13 protein-coding genes are annotated in these 12,766 nt (G+C 65.1%); 7 read left to right on the top strand and 6 right to left on the bottom strand.

Annotated features, from left to right (window positions below; all coding sequences use genetic code 11):
• Positions 1-918: SPFH domain-containing protein (locus tag H8B02_RS38155; RefSeq protein ID WP_229170918.1), on the bottom strand; the 918-nt coding region annotated here is incomplete at its 3' end.
• Positions 919-1,154: 236 nt separating this feature from the next.
• Entirely contained in the window at positions 1,155-2,192 is a 1,038-nt protein-coding gene (gene hemH, locus H8B02_RS38150) for a ferrochelatase (RefSeq protein WP_229170917.1), read from the bottom strand.
• A 115-nt stretch (positions 2,193-2,307) separates the two neighbouring features.
• Between hemH and H8B02_RS38145 the strand changes: the two genes are divergently transcribed.
• Positions 2,308-2,706 (top strand): MAPEG family protein, encoded by a 399-nt coding sequence (locus tag H8B02_RS38145; protein ID WP_229170916.1) that lies wholly within the window; start codon positions 2,308-2,310, stop codon positions 2,704-2,706.
• 145 nt (positions 2,707-2,851) lie between these two features.
• Here H8B02_RS38145 and H8B02_RS38140 read toward each other — a convergent pair whose 3' ends face one another.
• The 3 genes from H8B02_RS38140 to H8B02_RS38130 are packed head-to-tail and all read right to left on the bottom strand — an operon-like array spanning position 2,852 to position 6,692.
• A complete protein-coding gene (locus tag H8B02_RS38140) occupies positions 2,852-3,973 on the bottom strand; it encodes a nickel/cobalt transporter (protein ID WP_376711763.1) in 1,122 nt (373 codons plus the stop codon).
• On the bottom strand, positions 3,970-4,605 hold the full coding sequence (locus H8B02_RS38135; protein ID WP_229170919.1) for a DUF1007 family protein: 636 nt from the start codon (positions 4,603-4,605) through the stop codon (positions 3,970-3,972). Before H8B02_RS38135 ends, H8B02_RS38140 begins: the two co-directional genes overlap by 4 nt.
• An 11-nt stretch (positions 4,606-4,616) precedes the next feature.
• The gene (locus tag H8B02_RS38130; protein WP_229170914.1) at positions 4,617-6,692 is read right to left on the bottom strand and encodes a M3 family metallopeptidase; all 2,076 of its coding nucleotides are present in this window, start codon (positions 6,690-6,692) and stop codon (positions 4,617-4,619) included.
• A 130-nt stretch (positions 6,693-6,822) separates the two neighbouring features.
• Between H8B02_RS38130 and H8B02_RS38125 the strand changes: the two genes are divergently transcribed.
• The 6 genes from H8B02_RS38125 to H8B02_RS38100 all read left to right on the top strand — a co-directional run bounded on the left by H8B02_RS38125 (position 6,823) and on the right by H8B02_RS38100 (position 11,777).
• Positions 6,823-7,083 carry a hypothetical protein gene (locus tag H8B02_RS38125; RefSeq protein ID WP_376711762.1) on the top strand — a complete coding sequence of 87 codons (261 nt, stop codon included), beginning with the start codon at positions 6,823-6,825 and terminating at the stop codon, positions 7,081-7,083.
• 661 nt (positions 7,084-7,744) lie between these two features.
• Positions 7,745-8,887, top strand: coding sequence for a type III PLP-dependent enzyme (locus H8B02_RS38120; protein ID WP_092123751.1), 1,143 nt, complete (start codon positions 7,745-7,747; stop codon positions 8,885-8,887).
• A 129-nt stretch (positions 8,888-9,016) separates the two neighbouring features.
• Positions 9,017-9,622, top strand: coding sequence for a GNAT family N-acetyltransferase (locus tag H8B02_RS38115; RefSeq protein ID WP_229170913.1), 606 nt, complete (start codon positions 9,017-9,019; stop codon positions 9,620-9,622).
• A 10-nt stretch (positions 9,623-9,632) separates the two neighbouring features.
• Positions 9,633-9,800 carry a hypothetical protein gene (locus tag H8B02_RS38110; RefSeq protein WP_229170912.1) on the top strand — a complete coding sequence of 56 codons (168 nt, stop codon included), beginning with the start codon at positions 9,633-9,635 and terminating at the stop codon, positions 9,798-9,800.
• 104 nt (positions 9,801-9,904) lie between these two features.
• Positions 9,905-10,294 carry a RidA family protein gene (locus H8B02_RS38105; protein WP_229170911.1) on the top strand — a complete coding sequence of 130 codons (390 nt, stop codon included), beginning with the start codon at positions 9,905-9,907 and terminating at the stop codon, positions 10,292-10,294.
• 40 nt (positions 10,295-10,334) lie between these two features.
• Positions 10,335-11,777: a homospermidine synthase gene (locus H8B02_RS38100; protein ID WP_229170910.1), complete on the top strand. Its 1,443-nt coding sequence runs from the start codon at positions 10,335-10,337 to the stop codon at positions 11,775-11,777.
• 67 nt (positions 11,778-11,844) lie between these two features.
• Here H8B02_RS38100 and H8B02_RS38095 read toward each other — a convergent pair whose 3' ends face one another.
• Positions 11,845-12,585 (bottom strand): acetoacetate decarboxylase, encoded by a 741-nt coding sequence (locus H8B02_RS38095; RefSeq protein ID WP_229170909.1) that lies wholly within the window; start codon positions 12,583-12,585, stop codon positions 11,845-11,847.
• Positions 12,586-12,766 lie beyond the last annotated feature (181 nt).

Below are 12,766 nucleotides of genomic sequence, written 5' to 3'. Positions count from 1 at the left end.
GGCACTCTCGCCGAAGGTGGCCTTGGCGATCTCGCCAATGCCGGCGAGCGAGCCGAGGATGCTGGTCGCCTCGATCGGCAGCATCAGTACCTTCTGGTTCGGCGAATCGGCCAATTGCCCGAACGCCTTGATGTACTTGTCGGCGATGAAATAGTTCAGCGCTGCGACGTCGCCCTTGGCGATGGCGTCGCTGACCATCTGAGTGGCTCTCGCCTCGGCTTCGGCGGAGCGCTCGCGCGCCTCGGCGTCGCGGAACGCAGCCTCCTTGCGGCCTTCGGCCTGCAGGATCTGGCCCTGCTTGGCGCCCTCGGCGCGCAGGATCTCGGACTGCCGCTGGCCCTCTGCCTGCAGGATGTCGGCGCGCTTGACGCGCTCGGCCTTCATCTGCCGGCCCATCGCCTCGACGAGGTCGGCCGGCGGTACGATGTCCTTGATCTCGATGCGGTTGACCTTGAGGCCCCAGGGCGACACCGCGGCGTCGACCACGCGCAGCAGCCGCTCGTTGATCTCGTCGCGATGCGACAGCACCTGGTCGAGATCCATCGAGCCCATCACCGAGCGGATGTTGGTCATGGTCAGCACGATGATCGCCTGGTTGAGATTGGCGACCTCGTAGCTCGCCTTCGCGGCATCGAACACCTGGAAGAACGCGACGCCGTCCACCGTCACAGTGGCATTGTCCTTGGTGATCACCTCCTGCTCGGGGATGTTGATCACCTGCTCCATCATGTTCATCTTGCGCCCGATGCGATCGAAATACGGCACGATCAGATTGAGGCCGGGCGACAGCGTGCGGGTGTATTTGCCGAACCGCTCGATGGTCCAGTCATAGCCCTGCGGAACGGTCTTGATCCCGGCGAACAGCGTGACGATGACGAGAAGAACAAGCGCGATCGCGAAAATGTCGAAGCCAGTCATGAAGTCCTCCAAGGCACCGCGAGACCCGCGAGACCGTCGCCAGGCACGGTCGTGCATTGGTCGGCAGGACCGCTCCGCCGGTTCAGCCGGCTGTTGTTCTCTAGCACATAGGAAGCGGCTGTCGGACTGCCAGATGGACGCAAGCTGAACGCCGGATGCAGCAAGGCTGAACGAAGCGCGGTGTCCGGTGTCACGGATCGTTAACAATCAATCCAGCCCGCTTGGATCAAGCCTAGCTAGATCCAGCCTTGAAGCTCGCGCAGCACGAGCTGGCGGATCACGTCCATGCCGCCATCGCTGTCGTTGAGGCAGGGGATGGCCGCGAACTGCTCGCCGCCATTGTGCCGGAAGATCTCGGCATTCTCCTGCGCGATCTCCTCCAGCGTCTCCAGGCAATCGGCGGAGAAGCCGGGCGTGACCACGGCAATTCGCCGCACGCCGTCCCTGGCCAGCTTCTCGACCGTCTTGTCGGTATAGGGCTGCAGCCACTCGGCATTGCCGAAGCGCGACTGGAAGGTGAGGATCAGCCTGTTGGCATCGAGCCCGAGACGCTTGCGCAGCGCGTTGGTCGTGGCGATGCACTGCGCCTGATAGGGATCGCCCTTGTCGACATATGCCTTCGGCATGCCGTGGAACGACGCGAGGATGACCTCGGGCTGGAACGGCAGCGTCGCAAGATGCGTATTGATCGAGGCCGCGAGCGCCTCGATGTAGTCAGGATCATCGTAATAGGGCGGCGTCACCCGCAGGATCGGCTGCGCGCGCATGGCGGCCAGCACGCGAAACGCCTCGTCGCAGACGGTCGCCGACGTCGCCGCGGAATATTGCGGATAGAGCGGCACCAGCAGCAGCCGGCTACAGCCCTGCGCCGCCAGTGCCTCGATGCGTTCCTTGATCGACGGATTGCCATAGCGCATCGCCCAGTCGACCACGACGTGATCGTGATCGGCGATCGCCTCCGCCAGCTTGTCGGCCTGCGAGCGCGTGATCGTCTTAAGCGGCGATTCGTTCTTCTCGGTGTTCCAGATCTTCAGATAGTCGCGCGCCTTGCGGGCCGGACGGACGCGCAGGATGATGCCGTTGAGGATCAGCTTCCAGAGCAGGCCTTGGTTCTCGATCACCCGCGGATCGGACAGGAATTCCCTCAGATAGACCCGAACGCCGGCGGCATCCGCCGTATCCGGCGTGCCGAGATTGACCAGGAGCACGCCGACGCGTTCCGGCTTCGGCGCCGCGGCAGGCTTCGCGCTCTCGAAGGGGATCACCGTGCTCATGATGGCGTTGCGCCTAAAGTCCTTCGCTTGGGGGCTTTGGGCTTCGCGCGTTGCTCCAACCTTGTCAAGCCGAGTGCGGGTTGGCTACGTTCCGGTCCGTGAATCGGGAGGAACCATGACGATCGCCGAATGGTGCGTCTTCGGGACGCTGCTGCTCTCGCTGCTGACGATCGTATCGGTGAAATGGGCCGGCATCCGCGGTTTTGACAATTCGAAACCGCGCGATCCCGACTTCTACGACGACCCGATCCGCTCGCGCGCGCTCGGCGCCCACCAGAACGGCATCGAGGCCTTCCCGTTCTTCGCCTTCGCCGTGCTGCTCGCCGAATTCCGCGTCGGCCCGCTGCGGCTGATCGACGAGCTCGCGGTGCTGTTCCTGATCGTGCGGATCGCCTACGTCTTCACCTATATCGGCAACCGCCCGACGCTGCGCTCGATCCTCTGGAGCATCGGCTTTGCGATCAACATCGCGATCTTCTTCCTGCCGGCGATAAGGGGGTATCTGACGAGTTGAGCGTGATGTCTCCCCGTCATCCTGAGGAGCCCGCGCTTGCGGGCGTCTCGAAGGATGCACGGCCCCGCTGGTGGCCGTCGACCCTTCGAGACGCGCTACGCGCTCCTCAGGGTGACGGATCACGGGACGGCGCGTACGAAGGACCTCAAAGACACGTCGCCCGCTCGGCCGCGACGTAGCCGAACAGCAGCCCGAGCCCGAACAGCAGCACGAGGCCCGCGGCGGCAAACTCCAGGCCGCGCATGATGACCATGCCGCCGCCGTCGCGCGCGCCGCTCAGCCGCTCCGCCACGCCGCGCGCCGACACTGCGACCAGCGCGATCGCCGCCACCGTGATGGCGGTGCCGAGCCCCATCACGAAGGTCGCGGCAATGCCAGCCCAGAACAGGCCCTGCGCGAGCGCGAACACCAGCACCAGGATCGCGCCCGAGCACGGCCGGATCCCGACGGTGAGGATCGCACCTAAGCCACGCCGCCAGCCGCCGGGACCGGCGAGCTCAGCCGGCGTCGGCCCGTGCGAATGGCCGCAATGCTCGTCATGGACGTGCTCCGCGTCATGCCCGTGATCGTGGCCGTGATCATGATGATGGCCATGATCGTCATGCGCGTGACGATGATGGTGATCATGGCCATGGTCGTGGTGATCGTGTTCATGGTGGTCGTGATCGTGCTGATGCGCGCCAGCCATCGCCAGCGCCGGGCGCGGCAGCCGGAGCGCGCGGAGGAAGCCGCCGCCCTTGACCCAGACCAGCCGGGCGCCGAACGCCGCGATCAGCGCGTAGCTCGCGATCTCGATCGCCTTCTCCGCCCCGCACATGGTCTTCGCCGTCGCGTTGAGCAGCCAGGCGCAAATTCCGACGATGGCGACCGCAACCAGCGACTGCATCAGCGCCGAGGCGAACGACAGCACGATGCCGCGCCGCGCGGTCTCGCGATTGGCGACCATGTAGGACGAGATCACCGCCTTGCCGTGGCCGGGGCCGGCAGCATGGAAAATCCCGTAGGCAAAGGAGATCGCAAGCAGCGTCCAGACCGCAGAGCCGTCGGATTTCGCGGCGCGGATGGTCGCCGAGATCTCGCGGTAAAACTCCGACTGTTTTGCCAAGAGCCAGCCGACGATCCCGCCCTGCGGCTCCGCCGCACGCGGCGCGCCGAACGGATTTTGCGCCAGCAGCGCGTGAACCGCACCATCCAGCACCGCGAATGCCGCCAGCACAACGGCGGACAAGGCGAGGCCGCGCATCACGCGGGAGGCGATCGGCGTCATGGGCAATCCACCGTGATCTTGTTGGCGAACATCATCGCGAAATTGCCGGCACTTCCGTCGAGGAAGTTCTGCTCGCCGAGCTTCTGCGCGGCGGCGGTGCCGTCGTTCGGCCGCTCGAACTGCATCTTGCAGTCTACAGCGGCCCCGACCAGCTTGACCGGCTCCTTCTCGGCGAACTGGAAGTCGATGAAGTAGGTCGGGTCGAACATTTCGAGCGACAGCTGCCTGGCCTTGAACGGCGTCTTCACCGGCAGGGTGAAGTGCAGCGTCAGCGCCGAATCCTTGTATTCGAGGAAGTAGTCGACCGGCTCGGTGAACTTTTGCTTCTTGCCGTCGCCCTTGGCGAAGGTGAAGTAGGCGTATTCCTTCAGCGACTCGACATTGGTCTGCGCCAGCGGCGCGAGCTCCTCGCGGCTGTAGGCGCCCTTCACCTTGGTCTCGATGCCCTGCAGCGCATAGGTCGAGAACATGTCGTCGAAGGTCCAGGCGTGGCGGACGGCGGTGATGGTGCCGTCAGGCGCGTAGATCAGCTCGCTCTTGGCCACGATCCAGACATGCGGATGGGCCTCGGCGGCCGCCGTGCCGAGCACGACGGACACCGCGAGCACGAGCCCGGCGATCAGGCGGTTCAGAGACGGCACCTTCAGGCCGCCTCAGGCGTCTCGAGCAGGCCGCGACGGCGCAAGAGCGCGTCCGGCTCGGGTTCGCGGCCGCGGAAGGCAACATAGGCCTCCTCCGGATCGCGCGAGCCGCCCGACGAATAGATGTCGTCATGCAGCCGCTTGGCGGTCGCGGGATCGAAGATGTCGCCGGCCTCCTCGAAGGCGCCGAAGGCGTCGGCGTCCATCACCTCCGACCACATGTAGCTGTAGTAGCCGGACGCATAGTGGTCGCCGGAGAAGATGTGGCCGAACTGGGTCGGCCGGTGCCGCAGCGAGATCTCGGCGGGCATGCCGATCTTCTCCAGCTCCTTCTGCTCGAAGGCGCGGACGTCGCGGCTCGCCGCCGCCGGCTGGGTGTGGAATTCGAGATCGACCAGCGCCGAGGAGACGAACTCCACGGTGGCAAAGCCCTGGTTGAACTTGCGCGCCGCGAGGAAGCGCTTGAGCAGGTCGTCCGGCAGCGCCTCGCCGGTCTGGTAGTGGCGGGCGAAACGCTGCAGCACCTCGGGCCGCTCCTGCCAGTGCTCGTAGAGCTGCGAGGGCAGCTCGACGAAGTCGGTGAAAACAGACGTCCCCGACAGCGACGGATAGGTCACGTCCGAGAGCATGCCGTGCAGGCCGTGGCCGAACTCGTGGAACAGGGTCCGCGCGTCGTCCGGCGACAGCAGCGACGGCGCGCCGTCGGCGCCCTTGGCGAAGTTGCAGACGTTGATGACCAGCGGCGCGACGTCGCCGTCGAGCTTCTGCTGGTCGCGCAGCGAGGTCATCCAGGCGCCGGACCGCTTGGAGGGCCGCGCGAAGTAGTCGCCGTAGAACAGCGCCTTGTGCTGGCCGTCGCGGCCCTTGACCTCCCACACCCGGACATCCGGGTGCCAGACCGGCACGTCCTTGCGCTCGGCGAAGGTGACGCCGAACAGGCGGGTGGCGCAGTCGAAGGCGGCCTCGATCATGTGGTCGAGCACCAGATAGGGCTTGATCGCGGAATCGTCGAAATTGGCGCGGCGCTGGCGCAGCTTCTCGGCGTAGTAGCGCCAGTCCCATGCCGCCAGGGTGAAATTGCCGCCCTCTTCGGTGATCAGCGCCTGCAGCGCGTCGCGGTCGGCGAGTGCCCGCGCCCGCGCCGGCTTCCAGACCCGCTCCAGAAGGCCGCGCACCGCCTCCGGCGTCTTGGCCATGGAATCCTCGAGGCGGTAGGCGGCGTAGGTCGGGAAGCCCAGGATCTTCGCGGTCTCCTCGCGGAGCGTGAGGATCTCCACGATGGTCGCGTTGTTGTCGTTGGCGTTGCCATTGTCGCCGCGGGCGGTGAAGGCCTTGTAGACCTTCTCGCGCAGGTCGCGCCGCGACGAGTTCTGCAGGAACGGCTCGACCGAGGAGCGTGACAGCGTCACGATCGCCTTGCCCGGCTTGCCGCGCTCTTCCGCCGCAGCCTTGGCGGCCGCCACATATGTGTCGGAGAGGCCGGCGCGGTCGCCCTCGCCGAGCTCCATGAACCACTCCTGCTCGTCGCCGAGCAGATGGTGGCTGAACGAGGTGCCGAGCTGGGCGAGGCGCTCGTTGATCTCGGCCATGCGGGCCTTGGCGGCGTCGTCGAGCCCGGCGCCGGAGCGGTGGAAGCGGGTGTAGGTGCGCTCCAGGAGCCGCATCTGCTCGCCGGTCAGGCCGAGCGAGGCGCGCTTCTCGTGCAGCATGGCGATGCGGCCAAACAGCACAGCGTTCATCATGATCGGATTCCAGTGCCGCGCCATCCGGGGCGACACCTCCTTGTCGATCTCCAGGATCGCAGGGCTCGAATGGGCCGAGACCAGGTCGTAGAACACCGCCGAGACCTTCGACAGCAGCTTGCCGGAGCGCTCCAGCGCCGTGACGGTGTTGTCGAAGTCGGGCAGCGCCGGATCATGGGTAATCGCAGCCACTTCGGCCGAATGGTCGGCGAAGGCCTGCTCGAAGGCAGGGAGGAAATGCTCCGGCTTGATCTCGGCGAAGGGCGGCGTCTCGAGCGGCGTCTGCCATGCCTTCAAGAGGGGGTTGGCGTGAGCGTCTGCGCTGGTTTCTGACATCGAATATCCCGTTTTCCGCCTTGAAAATGCGGCCCAATCTATATCACGCGATACGGCATTTTTGGGCCTTTTGCGCTTGATACATGGGCACTTTTCGGAGAGATTGCGCCCCCTGAACAGGACCTATTCCATGACCATGCAGCCCTCCACCGCAGGCACCAGCCGGATCCTCTGGCCGAGCGTCATCACCGTGATTTCGGCGGCGATCCTGATTGGCGCGGAAGTGTTCGGCGCGGCCTTCGCCGGCGGCTGGGCGCTCGCGATCGCGCTCGGGCTCGGTGATTTCGGCGCGCACATCCTGCAGGCCGTGCTGTTCGGCATCGGCGTCCTGATCATGATCGCCTTCATCCGCGCAGCTCAACGCGTCGAGCCGTTCACGCGTCGCGCGTGAGCTGAAGCGATTCAAGAAAGCGCTGCGGCACAGGGCTTAAACGCACACACGCTTCGTTAGTCATTCTCAACAGCCGTTCATCTTCAGCGCCTGCTGCGCGCGCCGTCGCAAGCACGCGTTAGGGAAATTTGTCGCTATCGCAAAAAAATTCTTGCGAAGCGAATTCAAAAGACTTATTTCCTGCCTTGCCCAATTTCGCACGTGCTGTGGTCGTGTGTCAGTCGGTAGGTATCCGGACAAGAGGCCGGACAGCCGCCAAGGGGTGGAAGAACCGAGGGTCGCTTACGTCCGTCAGGACACGAGGCGGCCAGCATCTCTCTCCAGGGATGCCGTTGAAGGTCTCACCACTCTTTGCAACCGTGACTGGCAGCCGGAGGCGAACCGGCGCACCCCGCTCTCCACGGGGGACGCGACTTAAAGCAACGACGGATCGGGCTTTTTTGGTCTCTACCGGCAGTCCAACGCCGGCGCGGGCTACTGAAAAGGCTTGTCCTTCATTGCCAGGTGAGCGGGCGGGAAACTCTCCCAACCAATCCACGGCAGCACAGTCTGGTTTGAGTCTTTTGGCTTCGTTGCGCCTCCATCGCGCGATGTGGCCGGAGCACTCTGACCCGACGTCATGTTGATGCGGATCCCGTCGCTGGGGCCGCTGGAGAGTGCCATGACTGAACGTATCCAGGAATTCCTGCGCAACCGCCGCCAGGATGGTCTCGACACCGAGCCGTGCCTCGTCGTCGACCTCGAGGTCGTGCGCGACAACTACCAGACCTTCGCGAAGGTGCTGCCGGACAGCCGCGTGTTCTACGCGGTCAAGGCCAACCCGGCGCCCGAAGTGCTGGCGCTGCTCGCCTCGCTCGGCTCCTGCTTCGACACCGCGACCGTTGCGGAAATCGAGATGGCGCTGGCCGCCGGTGCGACGCCGGACCGCATCTCCTATGGCAACACGATCAAGAAGGAGCGCGACATCGCGCGTGCCTTCGCGCTCGGCATTCGCCTGTTCGCCGTCGACTGCGCCGCCGAGGTCGAGAAGATCTCCCGCGCCGCTCCCGGCGCGAAGGTGTTCTGCCGCATCCTCTATGATTGCGCCGGCGCCGAGTGGCCGCTGTCGCGCAAGTTCGGCTGCGATCCGGAGATGGCGGTCGACGTGCTCGACCTCGCCAAGCGCCTTGGGCTGGAGCCGTGCGGCATCTCGTTCCATGTCGGCTCGCAGCAGCGCAAGGTGAAGGCGTGGGACCGCGCCCTCGCGATGGCCTCGACCGTGTTCCGTGACTGCGCCGAGCGCGGCATCAACCTCACCATGGTCAACATGGGCGGTGGCTTCCCGACCAAGTACCTCAAGGACGTTCCGCCGGTCCTGCAGTATGGCCGGTCGATCTTCCGCGCGCTGCGCAAGCATTTCGGCAACCAGATCCCGGAGACGATCATCGAGCCGGGCCGCGGCATGGTCGGCAACGCGGGCATCATCGAGACCGAAGTCGTTCTGATCTCGAAGAAGAGCGACGAGGACGAGGTGCGCTGGGTCTATCTCGACATCGGCAAGTTCGGCGGTCTCGCCGAGACGATGGACGAGTCGATCCGCTACGCCATCCGCACGCCGCATGACGGGGCGGACATGACGCCGTGCGTGCTCGCGGGCCCGACCTGCGATAGCGCCGACGTGCTGTACGAGAAGCTGCCGTATCCGCTCCCGGTGACGCTCGAGATCGGCGACAAGCTGCTGATCGAAGGCACCGGCGCCTATACGTCGACCTACTCGTCGGTGGCGTTCAACGGCATTCCGCCGTTGAAGACCTACCACATCTAAGCCGCCTCCTTTTCGAGGCCTGATAAACCGGGAGTCGGCCCCGCCGGCTCCTTCCCGATCATTTTTGATTTTTCTGAACGACGCTTGCGCGGCGTGCGACATGCCGTTGCAAGCGGGGACTGACGTGCCATGACTGCAAAACGGAACACCCCCGTTGCCCTCATCCGAAAAGCCGCCCCGTTCGCGATCCGCGCGGAGCGGGCTTCGGACGTCGTCGCGCGCGAAGCGCTGCTGGATGCCTGCTTTGGCGAGAACCGCCATGCCCGCACTTGCCAGCGCCTGCGCGACGGACGCGCGCCCGCCCAAGGCCTGAGCCTTGCGGCCGTGCGCCAGGACGGCCGGCTGGTTGGAACCGTGCGGTTGTGGCACGTCAGCGCGGGGGGCCGCAGCGCGCTGATGCTGGGGCCGCTGGCAGTCGACGACGACTGCCGCGGCCTCGGCGTCGGCGCCGCGCTGATGCAGCGCGCGCTGGCCGTGGCGAAGGCCCGCGGCCACGGCGCGGTGATCCTGCTCGGCGATGCGCCCTATTACGCCCGCTATGGCTTCTCTGCTGGCAAGACGGGCCAGCTGTCGCTGCCCGGCGCATTCGAACGCGAGCGGCTGCTCGGCCTCGAGCTGGTCGAGGGCGCGCTCGACGGCGCCTGGGGCATGATCACGCCGACCGGCGCACCGCTGCCCAAGAGCAAGGCAACCCGCAACCGGAAGGCACCGCTCGCCGTGTCGCACGCGGCGTAAGGCGGGCGCCATGGCAGAGAACCTTCCCGCAATCGATGGCGCGCGCCCGCGTTGGCGCGGCCTCGTCACCACGGTCATGCTGGTCCTGATCGCGGTTATGATCGTCCGGGACATCCTGATCCGGCGCTGGACCGGCACGCCGCCGTCGCCGCCGGACACCACGCAGCAGTCCCACTAGCGCCGGCCGCAAGGCCCAGAATCCCAGGTCAGAATCTGGGGGTTGCGCGGGCGCCAAAAATGCCCGTAAACCCCGCGCAGAACCTTTTTCCGTCGAGGTCCGACATGTCCCGTCGCCTGATTTCCACCGGCTCGCCGTTCGAGAAGACCGCGGGCTACAGCCGTGCCGTGATCGACGGCGACTTCGCCTTCGTCGCCGGAACCACCGGCTACGACTACACCACCATGACCATGCCTGATGATGTCACGAGCCAGTCACGGAACTGCTTCAAGACCATCGAGGCTGCCCTGAAAGAGGGAGGCTTTGCGATGGCCGACATCGTCCGCGCGACCTACTACCTCACTGACCTCAGTGACGTGGATGCCCATTTCGCGGTCTGTGGCGAGGTTCTCGGCGACATCCGCCCGGCCGCAACGATGCTGATCGTCGCGGGGCTCTACAAGCCCGAGATGAAGGTCGAGATCGAAGTTACCGCAAAGCGACGCAACCCCTGATCCACTCTACCCGCCGTTCGGCACTCTCCTGGAGAAAATGATGAGCCCCTCCTCGCAGATCTACGCGAAAATCACCGGCCCCATTGTCATGATCGGCTTCGGCTCGATCGGCAAAGGCACGTTGCCGATGATCGAGCGGCATCTCGATTACGACAAGTCGCGCATCACCGTGATCGATCCCAAGGACGAGGGCCGCAAGGCGCATTGCGAGAAGCAGAACGTAAAGTTCATCCAGCAGGCCGTGACCAAGGACAACTACCGCGACTTGCTGACCCCGCTGCTCACCGAAGGCGGCGGCCAGGGCTTTTGCGTCAATCTCTCGGTCGATACCGGCTCGACCGATATCATGGAGCTCTGCAACGAGCTTGGCGCTCTCTACATCGACACCGTCAACGAGCCCTGGCTCGGCTTCTACTTCGATTCGTCAAAGGGCCCGGAAGCGCGCTCCAACTACGCCCTGCGCGAAGTGACGCTGGCCGCCAAGAAGGCGCGTCCCGCGGGGTCGACCACGGCCGTCTCCTGCTGTGGCGCCAATCCCGGCATGGTCTCGTTTTTCGTCAAGCAGGCGCTGCTCAATGTCGCCGCCGATCTGAAGCTCAATGCCCCGAGGCCGAAGACCAAGGCCGAATGGGCGGACTTGATGCGGCAGGCTGGTATCAAGGGCATCCATATCGCCGAACGCGACACCCAGCGCTCAAAGTCGCCGAAGGAGCCTGATGTCTTCGTCAACACCTGGTCGGTGGAAGGTTTCCTGTCGGAAGGCGTGCAGCCGTCCGAACTCGGTTGGGGTACCCATGAAAAATGGATGCCCGAGAATGCGCGCACCCACGAAGCCGGCTGCGGCGCGGCCATCTATCTGATGCAGCCCGGCGCCAACACGCGGGTGCGCACCTGGTGCCCGACCCGCGGCGCGCAGTATGGCTTCCTCGTCACTCACAACGAGTCGATCTCGATCGCCGATTACTTCACGGTGCGAGACGCATCGGGCACGGCGATCTATCGGCCGACCTGCCACTATGCCTATCATCCGGCCGACGACGCCGTGCTGTCGCTGCATGAAATGTTCGGCCGCGCAGCCAAGATGCAGGAGAAGCACCACATCCTCGACGAGAACGAAATCGTCGACGGCATCGACGAACTCGGCGTGCTGCTGTTCGGCCACGACAACAATGCCTACTGGTACGGCTCGCAGCTCTCCATCGAGGAGACCCGCAAGCTCGCGCCCTACCAGAACGCGACCGGCCTGCAGGTGACCTCCGCCGTGCTCGGCGGCATGGTGTGGGCGCTGGAGAACCCGAACGAGGGCATCGTCGAAGCCGACGAGATGGATTTCGATCGCCTGCTGGAAATCCAGCTGCCGTATCTCGGTCCGGTGAAGGGTTTCTACACCGACTGGACCCCGCTGACGGATCGTCCGGGACTGTTCCCGGAGGATATCGACACCAGCGATCCCTGGCAGTTCAAGAACATCCTGGTGCGCTGACCGCACAGGGTACGTTGAGAACGAAAATGCCCGGCTTCACGCCGGGCATTTTGCTGTCTGGCGCCGCTCACTTCGCCATGTAGTCGAACGCGACCGAGCCGAGGCCGAGCGTCAGGTCCGCCTTGTAATGCAGCGCCGAGACCACCTCGCGCACCGGCAGGCGCGCGACGTCGCACAGCGCGTGCGGAAACAGGCCGAGCGCGGAGGGCCCTGTCCAAGCCTCCTTCAAGGTAATGTCGTCGAGATGGAAGCGCACCAGCTCGCAGATCCGCGGCGTGCCGTCGACATGCGGAATGATCTTCAAAATGAAGTTCGGCGCCTTCATCGCGTTCAAGACCGCGTCGTGATCGACCTTGTGGTACTTGTAGCCCATCGTGGCGGAGGCGCAGAGCACCGAGCCGTAATGCAGCGAGCCGACCAGCACGTCGCTCTCGACCGCGATCTTGGGCCGCGCCAGCTTCTTCGGAAATCCCCAGAGCTCGCGGCCGCCCGCAATCGGAGCTTCGTCGTCGAGATACATCGCGTGGGTATAGGCCCCCAGCTCACCCTTGAAGCGGACCGGGATCACCTGGCCGGTTTCGGTGTAATCGCCGAAGCCGGTCGAGTCGGGCATGCGGATGAATTCATACTTCACCACGGGCTCGGCAACCTCGAGCGGCTCCGGCACCACGGCCGCCAGCGCTTCGGGGTCGGTCTTGTAGGTGATGATGAAATATTCACGGTCGAAGAACCGGTACGGCCCAGGCGGAAACGACGGGTTGGTGAGCGGCATCGAATAAGCGGTGCGCCGGACGTCCTCGATCTTCATGAAAGGCCCCATCTGTCGTTGGTGTGCCGGCAGATTATGGCGGGCGCGGAGGGCGGAGGCGAGACCGTATAATCGGCAGCATCAGTCAAATGCGCGTCACAATGCGCCGGCCGAACGCGCCTATTTCTTCTCGATCGGCGGCGCGATCTTCTCGGCGGGCGCCGGCGGCAGCGCCGGCCTG

The organism is Bradyrhizobium altum (assembly GCF_020889705.1).
In the GTDB taxonomy this organism is placed as follows: Bacteria; Pseudomonadota; Alphaproteobacteria; order Rhizobiales; family Xanthobacteraceae; genus Bradyrhizobium; species Bradyrhizobium altum.
The sequence above is the reverse complement of the archived record's forward strand: the minus strand, read 5'-3'. Positions and strand labels throughout refer to the sequence as shown.

Coding starts and splice junctions, on each gene's coding strand:
- hemH (WP_229170917.1), bottom strand. CDS start 2,192: ATGAGCACGGTGATCCCCTTCGAGAGCGCGAAGCCTGCCGCGGCGCCG.
- H8B02_RS38145 (WP_229170916.1), top strand. CDS start 2,308: ATGACGATCGCCGAATGGTGCGTCTTCGGGACGCTGCTGCTCTCGCTG.
- H8B02_RS38140 (WP_376711763.1), bottom strand. CDS start 3,973: ATGACGCCGATCGCCTCCCGCGTGATGCGCGGCCTCGCCTTGTCCGCC.
- H8B02_RS38130 (WP_229170914.1), bottom strand. CDS start 6,692: ATGTCAGAAACCAGCGCAGACGCTCACGCCAACCCCCTCTTGAAGGCA.
- H8B02_RS38125 (WP_376711762.1), top strand. CDS start 6,823: ATGACCATGCAGCCCTCCACCGCAGGCACCAGCCGGATCCTCTGGCCG.
- H8B02_RS38120 (WP_092123751.1), top strand. CDS start 7,745: ATGACTGAACGTATCCAGGAATTCCTGCGCAACCGCCGCCAGGATGGT.
- H8B02_RS38115 (WP_229170913.1), top strand. CDS start 9,017: ATGACTGCAAAACGGAACACCCCCGTTGCCCTCATCCGAAAAGCCGCC.
- H8B02_RS38110 (WP_229170912.1), top strand. CDS start 9,633: ATGGCAGAGAACCTTCCCGCAATCGATGGCGCGCGCCCGCGTTGGCGC.
- H8B02_RS38105 (WP_229170911.1), top strand. CDS start 9,905: ATGTCCCGTCGCCTGATTTCCACCGGCTCGCCGTTCGAGAAGACCGCG.
- H8B02_RS38100 (WP_229170910.1), top strand. CDS start 10,335: ATGAGCCCCTCCTCGCAGATCTACGCGAAAATCACCGGCCCCATTGTC.
- H8B02_RS38095 (WP_229170909.1), bottom strand. CDS start 12,585: ATGAAGATCGAGGACGTCCGGCGCACCGCTTATTCGATGCCGCTCACC.